Raw genomic sequence first — 22,053 nt, 5'->3', positions numbered from 1 at the left:
CTTCCCGCTCCCCGGCGGGCCCGCGTCGATCGGCGCGCGAACGCTGTGGGTAAGTTACTCGATCCGGACAAGAGTGCGCCAACCCGGTTGCGGCACAACGTGCCGAGCCGGGCTACAGTCGGTCAGGCACTGGCAGCACGACGAAAGGGCAGCCCCTCATGGCCCAACGCTCCGATCGCGACGCCAACTGGGCGCTGCGGGAACGCTTCGCGCAGGTGCACGACCAGTACAACAAGCTGCGCTCCGGCATGGGCGAGATGCAGGCGAAGCTGCACGCCTACCGCGCCACCGAGAAGTCGCGCGACGGTCTCATCAAGGTGCAGGTCGACGCGCGCGGCCGGCTGGTGAAGGTGGATCTGGAGCCCGCCGCGCTGCGCTCGTACAGCGCCACGGGACTGGCCGAGGAGATCACCCGGGTGGCCGCCAAAGCCAGCGAGGCCGCGGGTGCGGGCGTCAGCGCGATCATGGCCGAGGTCATGCCGGCCGACTCCGGCGCGATGTCGTTCCTGCGCACCAACGACATGAACGACCTGCTCAAGCGGCATGACGACATCATGGACTACCGGCCGGAGACGCGCGATGAGCGGTGACGAGATCCCGATCCGGCACATGAGCTGGCCGTCGGGCGACGGCACCCACATGGACCTGGACCAGGCGCGCGACGCGGGCCGCCGCATGTTCGCGGCGGGCCAGGACGTGTCCTCGCTGCGTTCGGGCATCGGGGCGAGCATCGATTCGGCAGGGCAGTCGCGGCCGTGGGGCACCGACGACGTGGGCAAGGCGCTGGACGAGGGCTACAGCAAGATCGCGCCGACCATCCTGACGCTGTGGCAGCAGGTCGGCACCGCGCTGCAGACGATGGGCACCAACATCGGCGGCGCCGCCGACAACACCACCTCCGCCGACGTCGCCGCCAGCCAGCGCGCCCAGCAGGCCGGCAACCACCACCCCAACATCCCGATCTGACGCCGGGGTCCCCCGCCTGACGGCGGTGATCACGAGTCCGTGTCAGAAAGTGGGGTCCAGCTCCACTTTCTGACACGAGACCGCGATCATGGCTCGTCGGCCGCGGGGCTCAGACCGCCAGCGCGCCGGGTCCGAGCAGCGCCTTGAGGTCGGCCATCAGCGCCGGGACCGGGGCCACCCGCATCGGGCCCAGCCGGTACGTCGTGGTCTTCTGGCCGTTGACGATGCGCACGTGCACCTCGGCCTTGCCGGGGTGGGTGGCCAGCACCTCGCGCAGGCGCTCGGCCAGCGGCGGGGTGACCCGGTTGGCAGGCAGCGCGAGCACCACCGGCCGGGCACCGTCGTCAGTGATCGTGGTGTCCGGGATGGACATGTCCATCGCCATCATCCGGGCCTGGTCGTCGCGCCGGTCCACCCGTCCCTTGACCACGACGATGGCGTCCTCGGCGATGTACTGCCCCACCAGGTCGTACGTGTTCGGGAAGAACAGCACCTCGACCGCGCCGTCCAGGTCCTCCAGCGTCGCCGAGGCCCACGCCTTGCCCTGCTTGGTGATGCGCCGCTGCACTCCGGACAGGATGCCGGCCAGCGTGACGATCGCGCCGTCGGCGACCGAGCCCTCCTCGGCCAGCGCCGCGACGGACATGTCCGCCGCCTTGCTGAGCACGTGCTGCAGGCCGAACAGCGGGTGGTCGGAGACGTAGAGACCCAGCATCTCGCGTTCGAAGACGAGCAGGTCGGTCTTGTCCCACTCGCCGGCCGGGATGGGCGGAGTGACGATCATGCCACCGCCCGCCGCGGCCTCCTCGCCGCCGCCGAACGCCGACCCGAACAGGTCGAACTGGCCGATGGCCTCGTTCTTCTTGACGCTCATGAACGAGTCGATGGCGTCGGCGTGCACCGAGAGCAGGCCCTTGCGCGGGTGGTCCATCGAGTCGAAGGCGCCCGCCTTGATCAGCGATTCGATGGTGCGCTTGTTGCAGGCCACCGCGTCGACCTTGCGCAGGAAGTCGTAGAAGTCGGTGAAGTTGCCCTGCTCCTTGCGGCCCCGCACGATCGCCTCGACGACGTTGACGCCGACGTTGCGCACGGCGGCCAGCCCGAAGCGGATGTCGTCGCCGACCGGGGTGAAGCGGGCGGTGGACGCGTTGACGTCCGGCGGCAGCACCTTGATGCCCATCCGGCGGCACTCGGCCAGGTAGACCGCGGACTTGTCCTTGTCGTCGCCGACGGAGGTGAGCAGCGCGGCCATGTACTCGGCCGGGTAGTTGGCCTTGAGGTACGCCGTCCAGAAGGAGACCAGGCCGTAGCCGGCGGTGTGCGCCTTGTTGAAGGCGTAGTCGGAGAACGGGACCAGGATGTCCCACAGCGTCTTGATCGCCTCGTCGGAGTAGCCGTTCTCCTTCATGCCGCCGGAGAAGGGCACGTACTCCTTGTCGAGGATCTCCTTCTTCTTCTTGCCCATGGCGCGGCGCAGCAGGTCGGCCTGGCCGAGCGTGTAGCCCGCCAGCTTCTGCGCGATCGCCATGACCTGCTCCTGGTACACGATCAGGCCGTACGTGTCGCCCAGGATCTCCGACAGCGGCTCGGCCAGCTCCGGGTGGATCGGCACCACCGGCTTGCGGCCGTTCTTGCGGTCGGCGTAGTCGTTGTGCGCGTTGGCGCCCATCGGACCGGGGCGGTAGAGCGCCAGCACCGCGGAGATGTCCTCGAACCCGTCCGGGATCATGGAGCGCAGCAGCGAGCGCATCGGGCCGCCGTCGAGCTGGAACACGCCCAGGGTGTCGCCGCGGGCCAGCAGCTCGTAGGTCGGCTTGTCCTCCAGCGGCAGGTCCTCCAGGACCAGGTCGATGCCCCGGTTGGACTTGATGCCTTCGAGGCAGTCGTCCATGACGGTGAGGTTGCGCAGGCCGAGGAAGTCCATCTTGAGCAGGCCGATGGACTCGCAGGCGCCCATGTCCCACTGGGTGATGATGGCGCCGTCCTGCTCGCGCTTCTGGATCGGCAGCACGTCCATCAGCGGCTCGCCGGAAAGGATCACGCCGGCCGCGTGCACGCCCCACTGGCGCTTGAGGCCCTCGATGCCCTTGGCGGTGTCGACGACCTTCTTGGCGTCCGGGTCGGACTCGTACAGCGACCGGAACTCGACCGCCTCGGGGTAGCGCGGGTGGTTGGGGTCGAAGATGCCGGTGAGCGGGATGTCCTTGCCCATCACCGCGGGGGGCATCGCCTTGGTGATCTTGTCGCCGACCGCGAACGGGTAACCCAGCACCCGGGCCGCGTCCTTGATCGCGGCCTTGGCCTTGATGGTGCCGTACGTGATGATCTGCGCGACCCGCTCCTCGCCCCAGCGCTGGGTCGCGTAGCGGATCATGTCACCGCGCCGGCGCTCGTCGAAGTCCATGTCGATATCGGGCATGGAGACGCGGTCGGGGTTGAGGAAGCGCTCGAACAGCAGGCCGTGCGACATCGGGTCCAGCTCGGTGATGCGCAGCGCGTACGCGATCAGCGCACCGGCCGCCGAGCCACGGCCCGGACCCACCCGGATGCCCTCCTGCCGCGCGTACGCGCACAGGTCGGCGGTGACCAGGAAGTAGCCCGGGAAGCCCATCTTGCAGATGACGTCGAGCTCGTAGTCGGCCTGGCGCAGCCGGTCCTCGGGCACCCCGTTGGGGAAGCGCTCGCGCAGGCCGCGGTGCACCTCGGCGCGCAGCCACGACTCCTCGGTGTAGCCCTCCGGCACCGGGAACGACGGCATCAGGTTGCGGTGCGCGAACACGCTCTTGTAGTCGCCGATCCGCTCGGCGATCTCCAGGGTGTTGTCGCAGGCGCCGGGGACCAGCTCGTCCCACTGGCGGCGCATCTCCTCGGCGGACTTCAGGTAGAAGTCGCGGGCGTCGAACTTGAACCGCTTAGGGTCGGCCATGGTCGAGCCGGACTGCACGCACAGCAGCACCTCGTGCGCATCGGCGTCGTGCGCGTACGTGTAGTGCAGGTCGTTGGTGACCACCGGCTTGAGGTTCATGTGCTTGCGCAGCCGGTCCAGCCCCTCGCGGGCGGCCTTCTCGATGCTGATGCCGTGGTCCATCAGCTCCAGGTAGAAGTTCTCCTTGCCGAAGATGTCCTGGAACTCGCCCGCCGCCGCCACGGCCTTGTCGAAGTCGCCGATGCGCAGCCAGGTCTGGATCTCGCCGGACGGGCACCCGGTCGTCGCGATGACACCCTTGCCGTACTTGTGCAGCAGCTCGCGGTCGGCGCGCGGCTTGTAGAAGAAGCCGTCGAGGCTGGCCTGCGACTGCATCCGGAACAGGTTGCGCAGCCCCTCGGCGTCGGCCGCCAGCATCGTCATGTGGGTGTACGCGCCGCCGCCGGAGACGTCGTTCTCGCCGCCGTCGGCCCAGCGCACCCGGGTGCGCTCCTGCCGGGGCGTGTTGGGGGTCACGTAGCTCTCGACACCGATGATCGGCTTGATGCCCGCGGCCGTGGCCTGCTTGTAGAAGTCGTAGGCGCCGAACATGTTGCCGTGGTCGGTCATCGCCAGGGCGGGCATCTGGAGGCGATCGGCCTCCTTGAACAGCTCCTTGAGCCGGGCCGCGCCGTCGAGCATCGAATACTCAGTGTGCACGTGAAGATGCACGAAAGAGTCGCCCACGGCGCACCCACCCCCAGCTTGTCGACGGTACCGCTCAGCCTAGTCGGGCGCTCCGACGCGTTCCACCCGCCGCTCCCCGGGTGCCCGGGGTCACCGGGCGAACGGCTCCACCATCGCCGCCGCCGCGTTGAGCCACGCCCGTTTCGTGGCCGGCTGCAGCGCGCCGTGCTCGATCGAGGAGCCGGTCTCCAGGGCCGGGTCGAAGGGCACCACGACCACCGCGCGGGTCCGGGTGGCGAAGTGCCTGCGGAAGTCCTCCAGCAGCGGCTGGTGACCCGGGGTGGCGCAGGACAGCAGCGTCACCGCGTTGTTCGCCAGCTCGCCGAGACCGATCTCGTGCAGCAGGTCGATCATCCAGTCGGCGGTGAACGCGGCGTCCTCGCGCGGCACCGTGGTGATCACGAGCTGGTCGGCGGCGCGGATCACCGTCTGCCAGTTCGCGCTCTCCACGTTGTTGCCGGTGTCCACGCAGACCACCTCGTGCGTACGCAGCAGCAGGTCCAGCACCCGGCGCACGGTGTGCTGGTCGAGGCGCTGGGCGAAGCGCGGGTTCTCCTCGCCGGCGAGCACGTCGTACGACCCGTCGGAGGCGTGGCGCAGGTAGTCGTCGAGCCGGTCCTTCAGCTCGGGCCCCGCCGTGTTCTCGATCTCGATCAGGTCGGCGAGCAGGTGCCGGATGGTCCGGGCGTGCCGGGCGCTGCCGGCGCGCAGGCCCAGCGTGCCCCGCAGCTCGTTGTCGTCCCAGGCCAGCACGCCCCGGCCGCGCACGCTGCCGATGGTGGCGGCGGCGAGCACGGTGGCGGTGGTCTTGTGCACCCCGCCCTTGGGGTTGGCGAAGGCCAGCACCCGCGGCTTGCCCAGCTCCCGGCGCAGCACCGAGACGGCGCGCTCGACGTCGTCGGGGCGGGCGGCGGGCCGCCACTCCAGCCGCTCGGTGGGCGGGGCGTCGTACACCGGGCCGGTGGAGGTGGCCGTGGCCGGGCCGGGCGGGTAGGGCCGGGGCTCGTCACGCGGCGGGGCGGCGCGGGCCCGGTCGAGCAGCAACCGCCAGCGGGAGGTCTGCTCGGCGGGCGTCAGCTCGCCGGGCCGGCCCCACCCGGTGGAGTCGTCCCCACGGTGGCCGTTGCGCTCCACGGTGTGCCGCCCTCCCCGCCCCTGCCTGAGTATCCGATGATCAAACGCCGTGCCAGGCTACGCACCTCGACACCGGCTTGACCACCCTATGTGCTCGGGCACCCGCTCCTCCAGACCCTCTCGGCCGATTCCCGCCGCCGAAGGCGAGGATGCCTTGCGTACCGCCCGCTGTGTTCAACGACACCATTCGATGCCGGGTATGGACTCCATCGGGCGACACCCGTCAGCCCGCCGCCAGCAGGGACCGGCTCGGGCTCGGCAGGCCCGCCTCAGCGCCCGGGGTGGCGGTGGCCTCACCCGCCCCCGGCGCGGATCCGGACGGCGACGGCTCCGGCGCGGCGTCCGGACTGCCGGACGGGCGTGGCGAGGGATCGGGTGAGGGGCCGTCCGCGGCGCCCGGCCCGGCAGAGGAGCCGCCTGACGGCCCACCTGACGGCTCAGCCGAGGGCGACCCGTCCGCCGGGGCCGAGGGCGTGGCGGTGGCCGACGGGCCGGCCTGGCCCACCTGCTCGGGCAGCGGCGGCAGGAACACCGCCCGGTCCAGGCGGCGCACCTCCGGCGCCGGGTCGACGGCGCGCACCTCGGGCCGCGCGGCGATCTGGTCCAGCGCCGCCGGGGTCGCCCGCACCACGGCCGCGTACACGCACGTGCAGGCGGCCCGGTAGGCCTCCGCCTCGGCCGCGGCCACCCCGGAGTCGTCCAGGTAGGTGTCCCGCAGCCGGTCCTCGGCCGCGTCGGCGGTGCGCAGTTTGGCCGCCAGATCCCGGAAGTCGCCCGCGTCGGCCGCACGCCGCTGCGCCACCTGCCGCATCCCGGTCACCACGTCATCGGGGATCTTGAAGGCGGGAATGCGCACCGACGGGGTGTCCGCCTCCTTGAGCGGCACCCGGGCGAACACCTCGACCACCGACACCCCGCCGAGCACCGGCGTGAGCCGTTCCGGCGCCAGGTATGCCTTGAGGCTGACCAGGGCGTACGTCTCCACCGGGCTGGCCGCGGGGCGCTTGAGCAGCGTCGCCAGCTCCGAGCGCGCCTGCCGGGCGTACAGCGGCACCGACTGCCCCTGCACGACGCCGACCTGCACCGTCTCGCCTATGGCGGTCTCGGCCTCCGCGGTGGTGCCGCGGTGCGCGGTCCACACCACGGCCAGCAGGGCGCCGGTGACGCCGCACAGCGCGGCGCCGGTCAGCAGCCGCAACCGCAACCGGCCCCGCGCCACGCGGGCGAAACCCCGTGCCAGTCGTGGCACGACCACCTGATCCAGATGCCGCAACGGGCGCATCCGGCGTTCCTCTCGTCCGGCCTCGCGCGGGGGGCGCGAGCGCGTGTCAGCCGGCCTCGCGCAGCAGCGTGAGCGCCTGCGCCAGGTCCGGTGGGTACTCGCTGACGAACCGGACCTCTAGTCCGGTGCCGGGGTGGATGAAACTGAGCTCGCGCGCGTGCAGCCACTGCCGGTGCAGGCCGAGGCGGGCGGCGAGGGTCGGATCAGCGCCGTAGGTCAGATCGCCTACGCAGGGGTGGCGCAGTGCGGAGAAGTGCACCCGGATCTGGTGGGTGCGCCCGGTCTCCAGCTTGATGTCGACGAGGCTGGCGGCGGGGAAGGCCTCCAGCGTGTCGTAGTGGGTGATGCTGGGCTTGCCGCCCGACATCACCGCGAACTTCCAGTCGTGCGTCGGGTGCCGGTCGATGGGGGCGTCGACCGTGCCGCGCAGCGGGTCGAGGTGGCCCTGCACCACCGCGTGGTAGCGCTTGTCCACCTCCCGGTGCTTGAACGCCCACTTGAGCGCGCTGTACGCCGACTCGCTCTTGGCCACCACCATCAGGCCGGTGGTGCCCACGTCGAGGCGGTGCACCACGCCCTGGCGCTCGGCGGCGCCGCTGGTGGCGACGGTCTGGCCCATCGCGGCCAGCCCGCCGATCACGGTGGGGCCGGTCCAGCCGGGGCTGGGGTGGGCGGCCACCCCGACCGGCTTGTCGACCACGACGATGTCGTCGTCGCTGTGGATGATCCGCAGGCCCTCGACCCGCTCGGCGACCACCTCGGGGGCGGTGGGCGGGGCGGGCAGGGTCACCTCCAGCCAGCTGCCGCCGGTCACCTTGTCCGACTTGCCCCGGGGCACGCCGTCGACGAGCGCGTCGCCGGCCTCCACCAGGGTCGCCGCCGCGGTGCGGGACAGCCCGAACAGCCGGGACACCGCCTGGTCCAGCCGCATGCCGTCGAGCCCGTCGGGCACCGGCAGGGAGCGGCTCTCACCGCGCAGGCTCATGCGCCCCACGCCTGGGAGCGCGGGTCGGTCGGGACGCTGGCCGAAGCCGGGTCGCGCGGGTCGCCCAGCGCCCGCACCTCGTGCTGGGCCTGGCCGCGGCGCTGCGCGTGCAGGTCGGCGGCCTGGGCGTCGTCGTCCTTGCCGGAGGTGATCCGGGTGCCGTCGCGCTGGCGGCCGAGCAGTTCCAGCAGGATCGCCAGGCTCACGCCGCCGACCAGGGCCATGTCCGCCACGTTGAAGATCGGGAAGGCCTGCCCGTGCGGATCGAACACGCTGATGAAGTCCACCACGTGCCCGTGGAACGGGGCCGGCGCCCGGAAGATGCGGTCGAGCAGGTTGCCCACCACACCGCCGAGCACCATGCCCAGCGCCAGCGCCCAGGGCAGCGAGCGCAGCTGGCGGGCCATCCACCCGATCCAGCAGAGCACGCCGACCGCGATGATCGGGAAGATGTAGGTGTGGTCGGCGAAGAGGCTGAACGCCGCGCCGCTGTTGCGGGTCAGCGACATGTAGACGGCGCCGCCCAGCAGCCGGATCGGCTCGTCCGGGTCCAGCTTCGTCGCCCACTCCTTGGTGGCCACGTCCAGCCCGAGGGCGAACACCGCCATCGCCGCGAAGATCCCGACCGCCTTGCCGCGGCCGATCCGGCTTGGGGAGTGTTCCGGTTCCCTCTGGTCCGCCTGTTCCACCGACACACTCCCCTGTCCCGGGCGCTGCTGCGCCCTGCCGTTCACGCCGCGACCACCTTACGTGGTCAGCGGCGCTCCTCCAGCTGCTTGCACGTCACACACAGCGTGGCCGAGGGGAACGCGGCCAGCCGCTCCACCGGGATCGGGTTGCCGCACTTCTCGCACCACCCGTAGCTTCCCTCATCGAGCCGCTCCAATGCGCGCTCGACCTGGGTGATCCGCTCCAGGATGTTGTTGGCGAGGGTGATCTCCTGCTCGCGCTCGAACGTCTTGGTGCCGGTGTCGGCCTGGTCGTCGCCGGCCGAGTCGGTCAAGCGGTCCCGCTGCAGTTCGGCGATCTCCACGAGCGTGTGGTCGTACTCCTCCTGGAGCTCGTCGCGGCGCGCGGTGAGCGCCTGCCGGATCTTCTCGGTCTCCGCGGCGCTGCGATCACCCTTCTTCGCCGGGGTGGCCTTGGCGGCCGTCCGGCTGGCGGTCTTGGACTCGGCAGGTTTGACCATGGTCGCTCCCTCGGCCGCGGACGTGGCGGCGCTCGGCGTTGCCTGGGCAGGGGGATTCTCTTCCGCTCCGGCGGCGGGCCGCCGGGAGGCCGTGGTGGCGCGGGCCGACTTCTTGGCGTCGGCCGCAGCCGCGGCGGGCTTGGCCGCCGTCTTCCGCTCGGTCGCGGGCGCCTTCGCGCTCACACGCTTGGCGGGCGAGGTCTCTGAGGTAGCCGTCACCGATTCCCCCTTTGCCGTGGCCGCCCCCGCAGCCACTGTCTTCACGGAGCGCTTCGGCGCCGCGGTGGTCTTCGCGACGGCCTTCTTCGCCGCCGCTCCGGTCTTGCTCCCGCCTGTCCTCTCGGCCATGGCGTCCCCCAGATGCAAAACGGGCGCGCGGCTCACGCCGCGCACTCCAATAGGCTGGCAAGAATACGGAACGTATGGACGGTCCACAAACATGCCACGCGCTGCCTGACCATTTCGCGACAACGCGCAGGACCGCTTTCGCCGTACGCGGCCGGATGCGCCCCGATGGGCCCTCCGGACACGACCGTCCCGGCCCCTCCCTTTCCCATTAAATTGGCAAAAGGGACAATATCACCTAGTCACCGTGTTCCCGGCCGTCCTCCCCGAACCAGTGCGCCAGCCGGCCCCGCCGGCTGACCGCGCGCAGCCGCCGCTCGGCCTCATCCCGGACCGCCTCGGTGGTCACGATCAGGAGGCTGTCGCCCATCCGGAGCCGGGTGTCGCGATCCGGGACGAACCCGACACCGCCCCGCAGCACCAGCGTCACCGACGCGCCCACCGGCAGCCGCAGCTCGTCCAGGTGCACCCCGGCCAGGCCGGAGCCGTCCGGCACCTCCAGCTGCAGCAGGTCGGCATGCATACGCTCCAGCGGCGCGGTCTCCACGCGCAGCTCGGTCGCCTCGGCCGGGGCGGTCACCCGCAGCCGCCGCGCCACCTCCGGCAGCGTGCCTGCCTGCACCAGGGTGAACAGCACCACCAGCACGAACACGATGTTGAACAGCGCCTCGGCCCCCGGCATGCGCTGCGCCATCGGGATGGTCGCCAGCACGATCGGCACCGCCCCACGCAACCCGGCCCAGGACAGGAACGCCTGCTCGCGCCAGCCCACCCCGAACGGCGTCGCGCACAGCAGCACCGACAGCGGCCGGGCCGCGAACGTCAGCACCACGCCCACCACCACCGCGGGCACCAGCATCTCGATCAGGCCGGGCGGCGACACCAGCAGGCCCAGCAGGACGAACAGCCCGATCTGGGACAGCCAGGCCAGCCCGTCGGCGAAGCCCAGGATCGCCTGCCGGTGCGGCAGGCGCGCGTTGCCCAGCACCACCCCGGCCGTGTACACCGCCAGGAAGCCGGAGGCGTGCGCGACGGCGCCGCCCGCGTACGCCAGCACGGTCAGCCCGACCGCGGCCAGCGGGTAGAGGCCCGCCGCGGGCAGCGCCGCCCGGCGCAGCAGCTCCCGGCCCACCACGCCGACCAGCAGGCCGATCACGGCACCGGCCAGCAGCTCGTACGAGATGACCAGCGTCTCCAGCCACCACGGCCCCACCTCGGCCCGCGTGGACAGCAGGATGACCAGCAGCACCACCGGGGCGTCGTTGATGCCCGACTCGGCCTCCAGCGTGGCCACCAGCCGCGGCTTCAGCCGCAGCCGGCGCAGCGTGGAGAAGACCGCCGCCGCGTCGGTGGAGGACAGCACCGCGCCGATCAGCGCCGAGGTGCGCCAGTCCCAGCCGAGCAGGAAGTGGCAGGAGACCGCGACCACCGCGACGCTGACCACCACGCCGACCGTGGCCAGCGCCGAGGCCAGGCCCAGCACGGGACGCAGCATGGTCCAGCGGGCGGTGAGGCCGCCCTCCGCGATGATCAGGACCAGGGCGCAGGTGCCGAGCATCCGGGTGACCTCGGCGTCGTCGAACCGGAGGCCGAAGACCGAGCCCAGCAGCACGCCGAGCGCGAGGTAGACCAGCAGACTCGGCACGCCCAGGCGGGTGGACCAGCGCACCGCGGCCACGGCGACGAGCAGCACCGCGGCCCCGATCAGCAGGGCCACGTCCAGGTGCGGGATCAATGTGCCGCCTCGCGCAGCGCGGACAGGCGGGCGCCGAGATCGGCCGGGGGCGACGCGACGAGGAACAGCTTGTCCCGGCTGGTCTGGCCGGTGCGCAGGGAGACGCTCGCGGCCGGCAGCTCCAGCGCCTCGGCCAGCGCCCGGCGGGCCGCCTCGGTCGCGCGGCCGTCCACGGCGGGGGCCTGCACGGCGACGATCAGCGCGGGCCCGTGCGGCCCCGGGTAGGCGCCGCCCACCCTGGTGCGGCCCGCGCCCGGTTTGACCCGGACCGCGACAACGGCGGGTTCTGTCACCGACGCTGACCGATCACGTGCCATAGCCCATTGTGCCGGTCCGGCTCACCGGACGTGACGGCAGGTCCTCCGGTGTCCCGCCGGGGAGCCGGGAGCGGTGCGGCGCCGCGCGGGCGGTCGCCGTACCCTCCCGGCTCCCACCCGAGGAGATCAGCGGAGACACCGGAGGACCGGGCCGGTGGTCAGACCCGGCGCGCGTCGGCCAGCAGCGCGCTGTCCGGCTCGCACAGCCCGCACGGGCTGAATCCGAGGTCGACGGCCTCGGAGACCGGCAGCGGCTCGTACGGGCGGCCCAGCAGGTGCACGCAGCCCGCCACGTGGTAGCGCGGGCGCCCGTCGATGACCAGCACCTCGGCCCCCATCCGGGCGATCCGGGCGGCGTCGGCCGGGGAGACCCGCTGCGCCACGGGCTCGTCCGGCGGGTCCTCGTCGTCGAAGTCGTCGGCCCGCCCACCGGCGCCCTGCGCGGGCAGGACCACCTCGGTCTGCTGGTATCCCGAGGCCATCGGTTCGGTCTCGGTGCGGCCGAGCACCGGCTGGCGCACCGGCTCGTCGTCCCAGTCGTCCCGCTCCGGGACCCGGGGCGGCACCACGGCCCGGCCGCCGGCACGGCGGCCGACCGGTTCGTCATCCTCGTCACCGTCGAACTGCTCGTCGTCCTCGTCGTCGAGGATGCCCGCCGCGGCCCTGGCGGCGGCGGCCTGGCGCGCGCCCACCACGAGGGCGACCGCAGCCAGCAGGCTGGTACCGATCGAACCGACGAGCAGACCGCTCGACCCGTCCGTGAGTCCCAGCACGAGCAGCACAACGGCAACGAGGATGAGCAGCAGACTTGCGACTATCACAGCTCACCCCCGCCGCGTCGGCTAGATCCAGGTGTCGAAGGGCAGGCAGGCCGTCCGGGGGGACCGGGCGGCTGCGAACCCGTCTTCTCACTCCGACACGGGAGGGTCCCGCACCGGCGAACCCGGGCCACCGTGCCGGCGTGTGCCGGCCGGCCCTGTCCGGGCTCGTTCTTCCATCTGCGTGCGAACGGCAGCTGTCGAGGGGTGAGGCTGCCGCGGTGGCGCTGGAGGGGTGAGTTACTGGTGGTGCTGGTGAAGCCGGTGGTGCTGGTCAAGCTCTGTGGTGCTCGGGTCGGCCCGCGCCGGCACGTCCCGGCGGCCCGCCGTCAGGGCGGACCGCCCCGGGACGCGTCGCGCGGCGCGGGTGACCTGGCCGGATCAGCGGCCGTTGAAGGAGCCCGAGCCCGCGGCGGCCAGGCCGCCCGAGCCCGCCGGGCGGTCCTCGCCACGGCCGATCTCGGCCTCGAGGCTCTGCCCACGGCCCTCGAGGTCGCGCAGCTGGCTCTCCAGGTACGCCTTCAGGCGCGTGCGGTACTCCCGCTCGAACTGCTTGAGCGTGTCGATGTGCTGCTGCAGCGCCGTGCGCTTGGCGTCCAGGCCGCTGATCGCCTCCTGGTGGCGCTGGCGGGCGTCGCGCTCCAGCGCGTCGGCCTTGGCCCGCGCGTCGCGCGTGACCTCCTCCGCCTTGGAGCGGGCCTCGGACAGCACCTTGTCGGCCTCGCGGCGCGCGTCCGACACGTGGTCGTCGGCGGTGCGCTGGGCCATCATCAGCACGCGCAGCGCCTGCTGCTCGCCCTCCGGGCCGGACATGGCCGCCGCGGCCGCCATGCCGCCGCCGCGCAGCTGCTCCAGCTCGTTCTGCATGGCGCGGGCGGCCTGCTCGGCGGCCGACTTGTCCCGCTGCATGCGGTCGAGCTGCGCCTTCATCTCGTTGAGCTCGGCCGCCAGGCGCGGGTCGGGCCCGCCGGGACCGACCGGGCGGCCACCGCCACCGCGCTCGGCCTGCATGCGCAGCTCACTGTTCTCTTCGATCAGACGGGCGAGTTCGCGCTCAACCTCATCAAGGAAGGCGTCGACCTCCTCCTCGTCATACCCCCGCTTGCCGATCGGAGGCTTTTTAAAGGCGACGTTGTGCACGTCGGCCGGGGTGAGCGGCATCGAAACTCCTCGGGTCAGTCGCGGCCGCGTCGGCGTCCGATCAACGGGTGGGGGTCACCCGAGGATCAGGCTCCGAACGATAATCATCAGCACTAAAAGGATAATCAACAGGACGATGGAGCTCAGGTCGATGCTCACGGTACCAATGCGCAACGGTGGGATCACACGCCTCAACGCTTTGAGAGGCGGATCAGTGACGCTCCACACCACTTCGAGCGCGGCAGCCGACCCACGGGCCGGCTGCCAGCGCCTGCTGAAGGAGAGCACGTAGCCCATCACGAACCTGGCCAGGAGCACCAGGTAGAACAGGTAGATCGCGAGATAGGCGACCTGCAGGACAGGCGAAAACACGACAGTCGGCGTCCCTCGGTAGGGCTGGCTTACTGGTTGAGGTACCCACCCTCGGCGATCTTGGCCTTGTCCTCGGCGGTGACCTGGACATTGGCCGGTGAGAGCAGGAACACCCGGTTGGTGACGCGCTCGATCGTACCCCGCAACCCGAATGCGAGTCCCGCCGCGAAGTCAACCAGACGCTTGGCGTCCGCCTCGTCCATCTCCGTAAGGTTCATGATCACCGGCGTGCCGTCCCGGAACCGCTCCCCGATCTGCCGCGCCTCGTTGTACGTGGTGGGATGCAGCGTGGTGATCTGCGGCCGGCGGTCGTCCTCGACCGGCGGCGCCACCCGCTGCTGGGGCTGCACCTGGGGCGCGAGCGCCAGGTTGTCCCGCGTGGCGGTGGTGGTGGCCGACGCGGCCGGCGCGGCGGTCAGCGGACGGGTGATCGGGCGCACGGTGGCCCGCTCGGCCCGCGCCGCCTCCAGGCGCGCCTCCACGTTCAGCCGCGTGGCCTCGGCCCGCGCCGACTCGCGCGCGGCCTCCAGCCGGGCCGAGCCGCTGCGGTCGACCGCCATGCGGGTGCGCGGCACCGACGGCGCCTCGTCCAGGTCGTCGTCGTCCTCGAAGTCGTCGTTGTACCGACCCCCGTCACGCGAGTAGCGGTCCTCCGCCCGGTCGCGGCGGCCCCCGCGGTCGCGGTAACCGGAGGTGTATCCCTTGTCGTAGGCAGCGTCGTCGTACTCGTGCTCGTCATCGTCCTCGACCAGCCCGAGCCAGACACCCGCCTTCCGCAGTGCGCCCATTGCCGCGCCCCTCCGTCCGCCGTGCGGCACAAACCCCCGTGCCTGTGCCGCTCTCGCGCAGCCACCGGCTCTCCATAAAGCCCGCCACGAGGCCGGTGCCTGCCGCACCTACATCTTCACTCACATGGGTTAACCACACTCGTGTAATTTCGGTGCCTCGCCGCCAGGCTACCGCAGGGGTGGTCGCATTCCGAGCAATGCGCTGCCGATGCGCACATGTGTCGCGCCGCACGCCACGGCCTCGTCCAGATCGTCGCTCATGCCCGCGGAGACCACCGTCGCATCAGGATGCTCCGCCCGGATCAGCGCGGCGCACCGGGCCACCTCCGCGAACGCCCGCTCGGCCGCCCAGTCCAGCGGCGCCACCGCCATCACGCCGCGCAGCCGCAGGTGGGCGGCCTCGGCCAGCGCCGCCGCCACCCGCCGCAGCCCGCGATCCGGATCGTCGCCCTCGGCCAGCGCGCCGCCGCGCTCCGGGTCACCGTCCACACTGAGCTGCACCAGCGCGTCCAGCGGGCCGGGGCGGCCCTCGCCGGCCGCGCGCGCCGCGGCGGCGTCCAGGGCGGACGCCAGGCGCACCGAGTCGACCGAGTGCACCATCGCCGCGTACGAGGCCACGGAGCGGGCCTTGTTGCGCTGCAGCTGCCCGATGAAGTGCCAGCGCAGGTCCGCCCCTGCCGCCGCGGTCTCGGCCGCCTTGGGGGCCGCCTCCTGGTCACGGTTCTCGCCCACGTCGGTGACGCCGAGCGCGGCCAGGTGCAGCACGTCGGCGGCCGGGTAGGTCTTGGTCACGGCGACCAGGGTGATCTCGCGCGGGTCCCGGCCCGCCTTCGCCGCGGCGGCCGCGATGCGCTCGCGTACCGCCGCCAGGTTCGCCGCGATCTGCTCGCGCCGCTCGTCCGTCACGATCCACCCCACCCGCGCTCGAAGCTCCCGCCATGCTGTTCTTACCGCATGGCGGGAGCCTCGATCACGCAGGCCGGGCCCTAGGACCCGTTCTTCAAGCTGAGCCGGCTGCTTCTTGAAGAACTAGGACCCGTTCTTCAAGAAGTCCGGGACGTCGACGTCGTCGAACAGCACCTTGCGCTGCGACTGGGCCGGCGGGGTGCTGGTGGGTGTCGGGTGGCGCAGCGTGGGCGCCTCCACCGGCGGGGTCACCTTGCGGGGGATCTCGACCGGCTTGTACGACGGCGAGCCGCCGTCGAAGCCCGCCGCGATCACGGTCACCCGCACCTCGTCGCCGAGCGCGTCGTCGATGACCGCGCCGAAGATGATGTTCGCGTCCGGGTGGGCCGCGTCGGTGACCAGCTGCGCCGCGTCGTTGATCTCGAACAGGCCGAGGTCGGAGCCGCCCGCGATGGACAGCAGCACGCCGCGCGCGCCGTCCATGCTCTGCTCCAGCAGCGGGCTGGAGATGGCGCGCTCGGCCGCCTCCACCGCGCGGTTGTCGCCGCGGGCGCTGCCGATGCCCATGAGCGCGCTGCCCGCGCCGCTCATGACGCTCTTGACGTCGGCGAAGTCCAGGTTGATCAGACCCGGCGTCGTGATCAGGTCGGTGATGCCCTGGACACCGGACAGCAGCACCTGGTCGGCCTGGCGGAACGCGTCCATCATGGTGATGCCGCGGTCGCCCAGCGCCAGCAGCCGGTCGTTGGGGATCACGATGAGCGTGTCGCACTGGTTGCGCAGCTCCTCGATCCCGGACTCGGCCTGCACCTGGCGGCGCTTGCCCTCGAACGAGAACGGCCGGGTCACCACGCCGATGGTCAGCGCGCCGAGCTTGCGGGCGATGTTGGCCACCACGGGCGCGCCGCCGGTGCCGGTGCCGCCGCCCTCGCCGCAGGTCACGAAGACCATGTCGGCGCCCTTGAGCACCTCCTCGATCTCGTCGCGGTGGTCCTCGGCGGCGTTCTTGCCCACGTCGGGGTTGGCCCCGGCGCCCAGGCCGCGGGTCAGCTCGCGGCCGACGTCGAGCTTGACGTCGGCGTCGCTCATCAGCAGCGCCTGCGCGTCGGTGTTGATGGCGATGAACTCCACGCCCTTGAGGCCGACCTCGATCATGCGGTTGACGGCATTCACGCCACCGCCGCCGATGCCGACGACCTTGATGACCGCGAGGTAATTGTGCGGAGGTGTCATCGGACCCTTCCTTCGAGGCTCTTGTGCCACAAGGGCGAGGGCAGCGCCCCCACCCGGCCTGTCGTGCCGCGACGTCCGGGGGCGGACCCCGGTCGCCGCCGCTCCGGCAGAGGCTCGGGCGGAAACCCTAAACCTCTACTAGAGCCTTACGGTTATGTCAATCATTGTCTTGTACGAAAACGTAAGCGTCGGCACGCCGTGATCCAAGGACCATCACGGCGTGTCTCGTCTTCCATAGTGGAGACCTCGTGCACACCGCGCGACCGGATCAGCCGAGGGTCACCACCTCGGGCACGCCGCTGACGTCGATGCGCTTGTCGGGCTTGGTCAGCAACGCGGTCGCCACCTTCGCCTTCATCTCGCTCTCCTCAGCGTCTCCCCAGGTCACGACGCGGTCGCCGCGCAGTTCCAGCCGGATCCGGGCCGGACCCTCGACCACCAGTGTGACCAGTTCGGAGCGCAGGCGCTCGCCGAGCGACCGCAGCACCACGAGCGCCGACTGGGTCGAGGTGTCCTGCGGACCCGGCGTGGCCAGCTCCACCCGGGCCACCCCGGACGGCACGCTGGTGACCGTACGGTAGATCACACCATGATCATCGAAAAGATCGTACTTCTTTCCGTTGGGCACCGCGCCCACCGGCGAGCGCTCCACGATCTCGATGACCAGAGTGGACGGCCAGCGCCGCGACACGGTGACCTCGCGGGCCGGTGGCAGCTTGGCCACCCGGTCGCGGACCGCGTCGGTGTCCACCCGGGCCAGCGGGGTGCCGTCGGGCACCGCCGCGGCCGCGACCACCTGGTCGGTCTCCAGGACGAGAGCACCCTCGACCCAGACGTCGTGTACGCCGAGCACGGGCGAGACGAAGATCAGCCAGCCCAGCGTGCCGACGGCCAGCAGCCCGGCCAGCGCCATGCCGAGCCGGGCCACGATCTGCCGGCGCCGGCGCACCCGCCCCGCCCGGGAGAGCGGGAGCCGGGCGCGCCGTGCGCCGTACTGCTGCATGAACCGCCGCACCCAGGGCGGGATCGCGTCGGTGCCCGCCCGCACCAGCCGCCAGCTGCGGCGCGAGCCTGCCGAGGGGTCCCGGCCGTCCGGCATCAGCCCTGCTCTCGCGCGTCCGGCGAGGCGTGGCGGGCGACGTAGCCGTTCGGCGAGGGGGCGTCGCCGCGCGCGGACAGGGCCGGCATGAGCTCGTCGCCCATCAGCGAGATCGGCGGGGCGCCCATGGTCACCACGACGTCGCCCTCCCGGACCCGCCGCACCACCTCGCCCGGCACGTCCTCCCAGGACGGCACGAACACCTTCTGCGCCTCGGGCAGCGGGATCGCCGCGGTCAGCGCCACCCCGCCCTCGCCGGGCTCGCGCACCTCGCCGGGGCCGAAGACCTCCATGATCACGGCCTCGTCGGCCAGCGACAGCGCGGTCGCGATCTCGGCCTGCAGGTCGCGGGTGCGGTACATCCGGTACGGCTGGAAGACCACCACCAGGCGGCCGTCCCCGGCCACCTCGCGCAGCGTCTGCAGCGCCGCGGTCATCGAGGTCGGGTGGTAGGCGTACTCGTCGTAGACGCGTACCCCGTTGACGATGCCCTTCAGCTCGAAGCGCCGCCGCACGCCCGGGTGCGCGGCCAGCGCGGCCGCCACCACCTCCGGGTCCAGGCCCAGCTTGAGCGCGGTGAGCACGGCCGCGGCGCTGTTGAGGCCCAGGTGCCGCCCCGGCACCGGCATGGAGAACTCGCCCAGCTCCTTGCCGTCCAGCGCGGCCAGGTAGCGCACGCCCGCGGCGGTCGTGGTGATCTCGGTGACCCGCAGGTCCGCCTCGGGCGACTCGCCGTAGGTGAACACCGTGCGGCCCAGGTCGCGCAGCCGCGCGGTGACCCGCTGCGCGCCCGGGTCGTCGGCGCAGGTCACCACGAAGCCGTCGGCCTCGATCAGGGTGCCGAACTCGACGAACGCGTCCTCCAGGTTGGCCAGCGTGCCGTACGTGTTGAGGTGGTCCTCCTCCACGTTCGTGATGATCGACACGTGCGGCCGGTAGAGCAGGAACGAGCGGTCGCTCTCGTCGGCCTCGGCCACGAAGTACTCGCCGCTGCCGTGGTGGGCGTTCGAGCCCACCTCGGAGATCTCGCCGCCGATCACGAACGACGGGGCCAGCCCGGCGTGCTGCAGGATCAGCGTGATCATCGAGGTGGTGGTGGTCTTGCCGTGGGTGCCCGCCACCGCGATGGTGCGCCGGCCGGTCATCGCCGCGGCCAGCGCCTCCGAGCGGTGCAGCACGCGCAGCCCGCGGCGGCGCGCCTCGGCCAGCTCCACGTGGTCGGCCGGGATCGCGGTCGAGTAGATGACCGTGTCCACCCCGTCCAGGTTCGACGTGTCGTGGCTCATGTAGATGGTGCCGCCGAGCGCCCGCAGCGCGGCCAGGTGCGGCCACTCGCGCAGCTCCGAACCCGACAGCGGGACGCCGCGGGTGAGCAGCAGCCGGGCCAGGCCGCTCATGCCCACGCCGCCGACCCCGATCATGTGCACCCGGCCCAGGTCCTCCGCGGTGAGCACACCCGCCGGGATCATCTCCGCCGTCTCCACTGCACGCCTCCCTAGTTCCGCTTCGCCGATGCCAGCGCGTTCAGCAGGAACGAGCGCAGCTGCTCGTCACCGTCGCGCCGGCCGTACGCGGCCGCCGCGTAGCCCATCGTGGCGAGCCGGGACGAGTCCGTCACCAGCGGCAGCACGTTCTGCTCGATCCACTGCGGGGTCAGCTCGGCGTCGTCCACGATAAGTCCCCCACCAGCCTCAACGACCGGGAGGGCGTTGCGCCGCTGCTCGCCGTTGCCGTATGGCAGCGGCACGTAGATCGCGGGCACCCCCAGCGCGGCGGTCTCCGCGCAGGTGATCGCGCCGCCCCGGCACAGCGCCAGGTCGGCCGCGGCGTAGCCCAGCTGCATCTCGTTGATGAACTTGACCCGCACGTACGGCGCGTCCAGCCCGCTGGGCACGTCGAAGTCCTCGTTGCGGGCGCCGATCACGTGCAGCACCTGCACTCCGGCCGAGGTCAGCGCCTTCGCCGAGGCGGCCACGGCCAGGTTGATCGAGCGGGCGCCCTGTGAGGCGCCGAACACGAACAGGGTCGGCCGGTGCGGGTCCAGCCCGAAGTGGGCGCGGGCCTGCTCGCGCAGCGCGACCCGGTCGACGGTGGCCAGGGACTGCCGCAGCGGCACGCCGACCACGGTCGCGTCGCGCAGCGCCTCGTCCTGGCGGGGCTGGTGCGGGAAGCCCACCGCGACGTTGTCGGTGAACTTCATGCCCAGCTTGTTGGCGATGCCGGCGGGCACGTTCACCTCGTGGATCACGATCGGCGTGTGCCGGCGCCAGGCGGCCAGGTACGCGGGCACGGAGACGTACCCGCCGAAGCCCACCACCGCGTCGGCCTGCACCTCGTCCATGATCGCGCGCGCCGCCTTGGTGGACCGGTACATCCGGTCCGGGGTGCGCAGCAGGTTCATGTTCACCGAGCGGGGCAGCTGGAACGCCGGGACGTGGCGCAGGTCGTAGCCCGCCGCCGGGATCAGCTCGGTCTCCAGGCCGCGCGGCGTGCCCAGGCAGGTGATCCGGATGTCCGGATCGTGGCGGCGCAGGCAGTCCGCGAACGCCAGCAGCGGGTAGATGTGCCCGCCGGTGCCTCCGCCGGCCAGCACCACCGACCGCAGTCGACCGTCACCTTGCACCATCAGCGTCTCCTCTCGCCCGAACCGCCGCCCGCGGGCTCTTTCGCCTGCCCGGTCTTCGCCTTCGCCGCCGCCGTCCCGGTGTCCGCGGACGCCGCCGCGTCGGCGGGTCGCGCCGGCGCGGGCAACGGTGGCAACGGCGCCCACACTAGCTGCACCCACTTCGGGGCCGGACGGGCATGCAGGGCTCGGGCCGCGTCGGGCTCCGCGCGGGCGAACGACGCGAGCATGCCGACCGCGGCCAGGGTCACGATCAGCGCGGTGCCGCCGTCGGAGATGAACGGCAGCGGCAGGCCGGTGATGGGCAGCAGCTTGACCACCCCGCCGATGTTGATCACGGCCTGGGCGACCAGCCACAGCGTCACCGCGCACGCCGCCATCCGGCGGAACGGGTCGTTGACCCGGCGCGCGATCCGCAGGCCGGTGTAGGTGAGCACGGCGAACAGCGACAGCACCACCAGGCAGCCCACCACGCCCAGCTCCTCGGCGATCACCGCGAAGATGAAGTCGTTGTGCGCGCTGGGCAGCCAGTTCCACTTCAGGCTGCTCTTGCCCAGCCCGACCCCGAACCAGCCGCCGTCGGAGATCGCCAGCAGGCCCTGCTTGGCCTGCCAGCAGGAGTCGTCCCGGCCGGGGCAGTTGATGATCTCGGCGTCGTTCTGGAAGAACGCGCCGAACCGGTCCGAGCGGTAGCCCGACCGCCCCGGCGCCACGATCAGCAGCGCGATGCCCGCCAGGCCCGCGCCCAGCAGCATCCCGAAGTAGCGCAGCGGCACGCCCGCCGCCCACAGCAGGCCGATGAACAGGATCAGCAGGCACAGCATGGTGCCCAGGTCGGTGTAGCCCACCAGCACGAACAGCAGGCCCACCAGCGGGAACAGCGGGGTCAGCAGCTCCTTCGGGTGCACGATCGCGCGGCCCTTGCGGGTCAGCACGTCCGCGCCCCACAGCACCAGCGCGAACTTCGCCAGCTCCGACGGCTGCAGCTGCACCGGCCCGATGTACAGCCACAGCGTCTCGGAGTGGATGAAGCCGATCTGCGGCGCGGGCAGCACCTCGGAGGCGTACAGCAGCGCGATGCCGTCCATCAGCACCAGCAGCACGATCGAGACCGTCAGCGCCACCGGCGCCATGGCCCGGAAGGTGCGCCGCGGCAGCCGCTGGCACACCCAGAACGCGGCCAGGCCGATCACCGCGGCCACCACCTGCTGCGCGATCACCGAGAACGCGTTGCCGCTGGCGTTGTACGCGGCCACGCTGGTCGCCGAGTACACCATCGCCAGGCCGATCATCAGCAGCAGGCCGGCGCTGGCCAGGAGCAGGTAGTACGACGCGAGCGGCCGGGACAGCAGCCCGCGCAGCGCGGCCACCCAGGTGAACAGGTCCGCCCGCAGCGCGCGGGGGGCCGGCGTGCCCGCCTCCGCGGGCGGCGCTGCCGTACGGGCGTCACCGGACATCGTGCGGACTCC

Annotated in this window: 18 protein-coding genes and 2 pseudogenes; 2 read left to right on the top strand and 18 right to left on the bottom strand. The window is 72.1% G+C overall.

The annotated features are described in order from the left end of the window. The first annotated feature begins 158 nt into the window (after window positions 1-158). Both Cba03nite_RS02020 and Cba03nite_RS02015 read left to right on the top strand, forming a co-directional pair. Window positions 159-590: a YbaB/EbfC family nucleoid-associated protein gene (locus Cba03nite_RS02020; protein WP_203741031.1), complete on the top strand. Its 432-nt coding sequence runs from the start codon at window positions 159-161 to the stop codon at window positions 588-590. Then, window positions 580-966 (top strand): hypothetical protein, encoded by a 387-nt coding sequence (locus Cba03nite_RS02015; RefSeq protein WP_203741029.1) that lies wholly within the window; start codon window positions 580-582, stop codon window positions 964-966. The genes Cba03nite_RS02020 and Cba03nite_RS02015 overlap by 11 nt, the downstream gene beginning before the upstream one ends. A 109-nt stretch (window positions 967-1,075) precedes the next feature. On the opposite strand, the gene dnaE is transcribed toward Cba03nite_RS02015, so the two are convergent. The 18 genes and pseudogenes from dnaE to Cba03nite_RS01925 all read right to left on the bottom strand — a co-directional run bounded on the left by dnaE (window position 1,076) and on the right by Cba03nite_RS01925 (window position 22,041). Then, window positions 1,076-4,618 carry a DNA polymerase III subunit alpha gene (gene dnaE, locus Cba03nite_RS02010; protein WP_203741027.1) on the bottom strand — a complete coding sequence of 1,181 codons (3,543 nt, stop codon included), beginning with the start codon at window positions 4,616-4,618 and terminating at the stop codon, window positions 1,076-1,078. Window positions 4,619-4,708: 90 nt separating this feature from the next. Next, window positions 4,709-5,704: pseudogene (locus Cba03nite_RS02005) on the bottom strand (MinD/ParA family ATP-binding protein); the annotation flags it as partial. A gap of 271 nt (window positions 5,705-5,975) precedes the next feature. Next, window positions 5,976-7,001 carry a hypothetical protein gene (locus Cba03nite_RS02000; protein ID WP_203741025.1) on the bottom strand — a complete coding sequence of 342 codons (1,026 nt, stop codon included), beginning with the start codon at window positions 6,999-7,001 and terminating at the stop codon, window positions 5,976-5,978. 79 nt (window positions 7,002-7,080) lie between these two features. Further along, window positions 7,081-8,019 (bottom strand): RluA family pseudouridine synthase, encoded by a 939-nt coding sequence (locus Cba03nite_RS01995; protein ID WP_203741023.1) that lies wholly within the window; start codon window positions 8,017-8,019, stop codon window positions 7,081-7,083. 149 nt (window positions 8,020-8,168) lie between these two features. Next, window positions 8,169-8,627, bottom strand: a pseudogene (locus Cba03nite_RS01990) (signal peptidase II); the annotation flags it as partial. Window positions 8,628-8,773: 146 nt separating this feature from the next. Next, window positions 8,774-9,208, bottom strand: a complete 435-nt coding sequence (locus tag Cba03nite_RS01985) for a TraR/DksA family transcriptional regulator (RefSeq protein WP_203741372.1) — start codon at window positions 9,206-9,208, stop codon at window positions 8,774-8,776. A gap of 583 nt (window positions 9,209-9,791) precedes the next feature. Further along, on the bottom strand, window positions 9,792-11,288 hold the full coding sequence (locus Cba03nite_RS01980; protein ID WP_203741019.1) for a potassium/proton antiporter: 1,497 nt from the start codon (window positions 11,286-11,288) through the stop codon (window positions 9,792-9,794). Then, window positions 11,285-11,605: a DUF167 domain-containing protein gene (locus tag Cba03nite_RS01975; RefSeq protein WP_203741017.1), complete on the bottom strand. Its 321-nt coding sequence runs from the start codon at window positions 11,603-11,605 to the stop codon at window positions 11,285-11,287. The genes Cba03nite_RS01980 and Cba03nite_RS01975 overlap by 4 nt, the downstream gene beginning before the upstream one ends. A gap of 158 nt (window positions 11,606-11,763) precedes the next feature. Next, entirely contained in the window at window positions 11,764-12,426 is a 663-nt protein-coding gene (locus tag Cba03nite_RS01970; protein ID WP_203741015.1) for a hypothetical protein, read from the bottom strand. Window positions 12,427-12,804: 378 nt separating this feature from the next. Then, the gene (locus tag Cba03nite_RS01965; RefSeq protein WP_203741013.1) at window positions 12,805-13,584 is read right to left on the bottom strand and encodes a DivIVA domain-containing protein; all 780 of its coding nucleotides are present in this window, start codon (window positions 13,582-13,584) and stop codon (window positions 12,805-12,807) included. Window positions 13,585-13,638: 54 nt separating this feature from the next. Further along, complete coding sequence (locus tag Cba03nite_RS01960; protein WP_203741011.1) at window positions 13,639-13,935, bottom strand: YggT family protein; 297 nt, start codon at window positions 13,933-13,935, stop codon at window positions 13,639-13,641. A gap of 29 nt (window positions 13,936-13,964) precedes the next feature. Further along, a complete protein-coding gene (locus Cba03nite_RS01955; protein ID WP_203741009.1) occupies window positions 13,965-14,723 on the bottom strand; it encodes a cell division protein SepF in 759 nt (252 codons plus the stop codon). A 168-nt stretch (window positions 14,724-14,891) separates the two neighbouring features. Continuing rightward, a complete protein-coding gene (locus Cba03nite_RS01950; RefSeq protein ID WP_203741007.1) occupies window positions 14,892-15,629 on the bottom strand; it encodes a YggS family pyridoxal phosphate-dependent enzyme in 738 nt (245 codons plus the stop codon). A gap of 123 nt (window positions 15,630-15,752) precedes the next feature. After that, a complete protein-coding gene (ftsZ, locus tag Cba03nite_RS01945) occupies window positions 15,753-16,862 on the bottom strand; it encodes a cell division protein FtsZ (protein ID WP_144121468.1) in 1,110 nt (369 codons plus the stop codon). Window positions 16,863-17,130: 268 nt separating this feature from the next. Beyond that, a complete protein-coding gene (locus Cba03nite_RS01940; protein ID WP_203741005.1) occupies window positions 17,131-17,961 on the bottom strand; it encodes a cell division protein FtsQ/DivIB in 831 nt (276 codons plus the stop codon). Beyond that, the gene (murC, locus tag Cba03nite_RS01935) at window positions 17,961-19,430 is read right to left on the bottom strand and encodes a UDP-N-acetylmuramate--L-alanine ligase (protein ID WP_203741370.1); all 1,470 of its coding nucleotides are present in this window, start codon (window positions 19,428-19,430) and stop codon (window positions 17,961-17,963) included. Before murC ends, Cba03nite_RS01940 begins: the two co-directional genes overlap by 1 nt. 26 nt (window positions 19,431-19,456) lie before the next feature. After that, window positions 19,457-20,587 carry an undecaprenyldiphospho-muramoylpentapeptide beta-N-acetylglucosaminyltransferase gene (gene murG, locus Cba03nite_RS01930; protein WP_203741002.1) on the bottom strand — a complete coding sequence of 377 codons (1,131 nt, stop codon included), beginning with the start codon at window positions 20,585-20,587 and terminating at the stop codon, window positions 19,457-19,459. Continuing rightward, on the bottom strand, window positions 20,587-22,041 hold the full coding sequence (locus tag Cba03nite_RS01925; protein ID WP_203741000.1) for an FtsW/RodA/SpoVE family cell cycle protein: 1,455 nt from the start codon (window positions 22,039-22,041) through the stop codon (window positions 20,587-20,589). Before Cba03nite_RS01925 ends, murG begins: the two co-directional genes overlap by 1 nt. Between the last annotated feature and the right edge of the window lie 12 nt (window positions 22,042-22,053).

It is taken from the genome of Catellatospora bangladeshensis (genome assembly GCF_016862575.1).
GTDB classification, from domain to species: domain Bacteria; phylum Actinomycetota; class Actinomycetes; order Mycobacteriales; family Micromonosporaceae; genus Catellatospora; species Catellatospora bangladeshensis.
Note: the sequence above shows the minus strand (reverse complement) of the source record. Positions and strands in the feature narration are given on the sequence as shown.

Excerpts from the sequence above, each read along its gene's own strand:
- Cba03nite_RS02020 (WP_203741031.1), top strand. The coding sequence starts at position 159 with ATGGCCCAACGCTCCGATCGCGACGCCAACTGGGCGCTGCGGGAACGC.
- Cba03nite_RS02015 (WP_203741029.1), top strand. The coding sequence starts at position 580 with ATGAGCGGTGACGAGATCCCGATCCGGCACATGAGCTGGCCGTCGGGC.
- Cba03nite_RS01995 (WP_203741023.1), bottom strand. The coding sequence starts at position 8,019 with ATGAGCCTGCGCGGTGAGAGCCGCTCCCTGCCGGTGCCCGACGGGCTC.
- Cba03nite_RS01985 (WP_203741372.1), bottom strand. The coding sequence starts at position 9,208 with ATGGTCAAACCTGCCGAGTCCAAGACCGCCAGCCGGACGGCCGCCAAG.
- Cba03nite_RS01975 (WP_203741017.1), bottom strand. The coding sequence starts at position 11,605 with ATGGCACGTGATCGGTCAGCGTCGGTGACAGAACCCGCCGTTGTCGCG.
- Cba03nite_RS01965 (WP_203741013.1), bottom strand. The coding sequence starts at position 13,584 with ATGCCGCTCACCCCGGCCGACGTGCACAACGTCGCCTTTAAAAAGCCT.
- Cba03nite_RS01955 (WP_203741009.1), bottom strand. The coding sequence starts at position 14,723 with ATGGGCGCACTGCGGAAGGCGGGTGTCTGGCTCGGGCTGGTCGAGGAC.
- ftsZ (WP_144121468.1), bottom strand. The coding sequence starts at position 16,862 with ATGACACCTCCGCACAATTACCTCGCGGTCATCAAGGTCGTCGGCATC.
- Cba03nite_RS01940 (WP_203741005.1), bottom strand. The coding sequence starts at position 17,961 with ATGCCGGACGGCCGGGACCCCTCGGCAGGCTCGCGCCGCAGCTGGCGG.
- murC (WP_203741370.1), bottom strand. The coding sequence starts at position 19,430 with ATGATCCCGGCGGGTGTGCTCACCGCGGAGGACCTGGGCCGGGTGCAC.
- murG (WP_203741002.1), bottom strand. The coding sequence starts at position 20,587 with ATGGTGCAAGGTGACGGTCGACTGCGGTCGGTGGTGCTGGCCGGCGGA.
- Cba03nite_RS01925 (WP_203741000.1), bottom strand. The coding sequence starts at position 22,041 with ATGTCCGGTGACGCCCGTACGGCAGCGCCGCCCGCGGAGGCGGGCACG.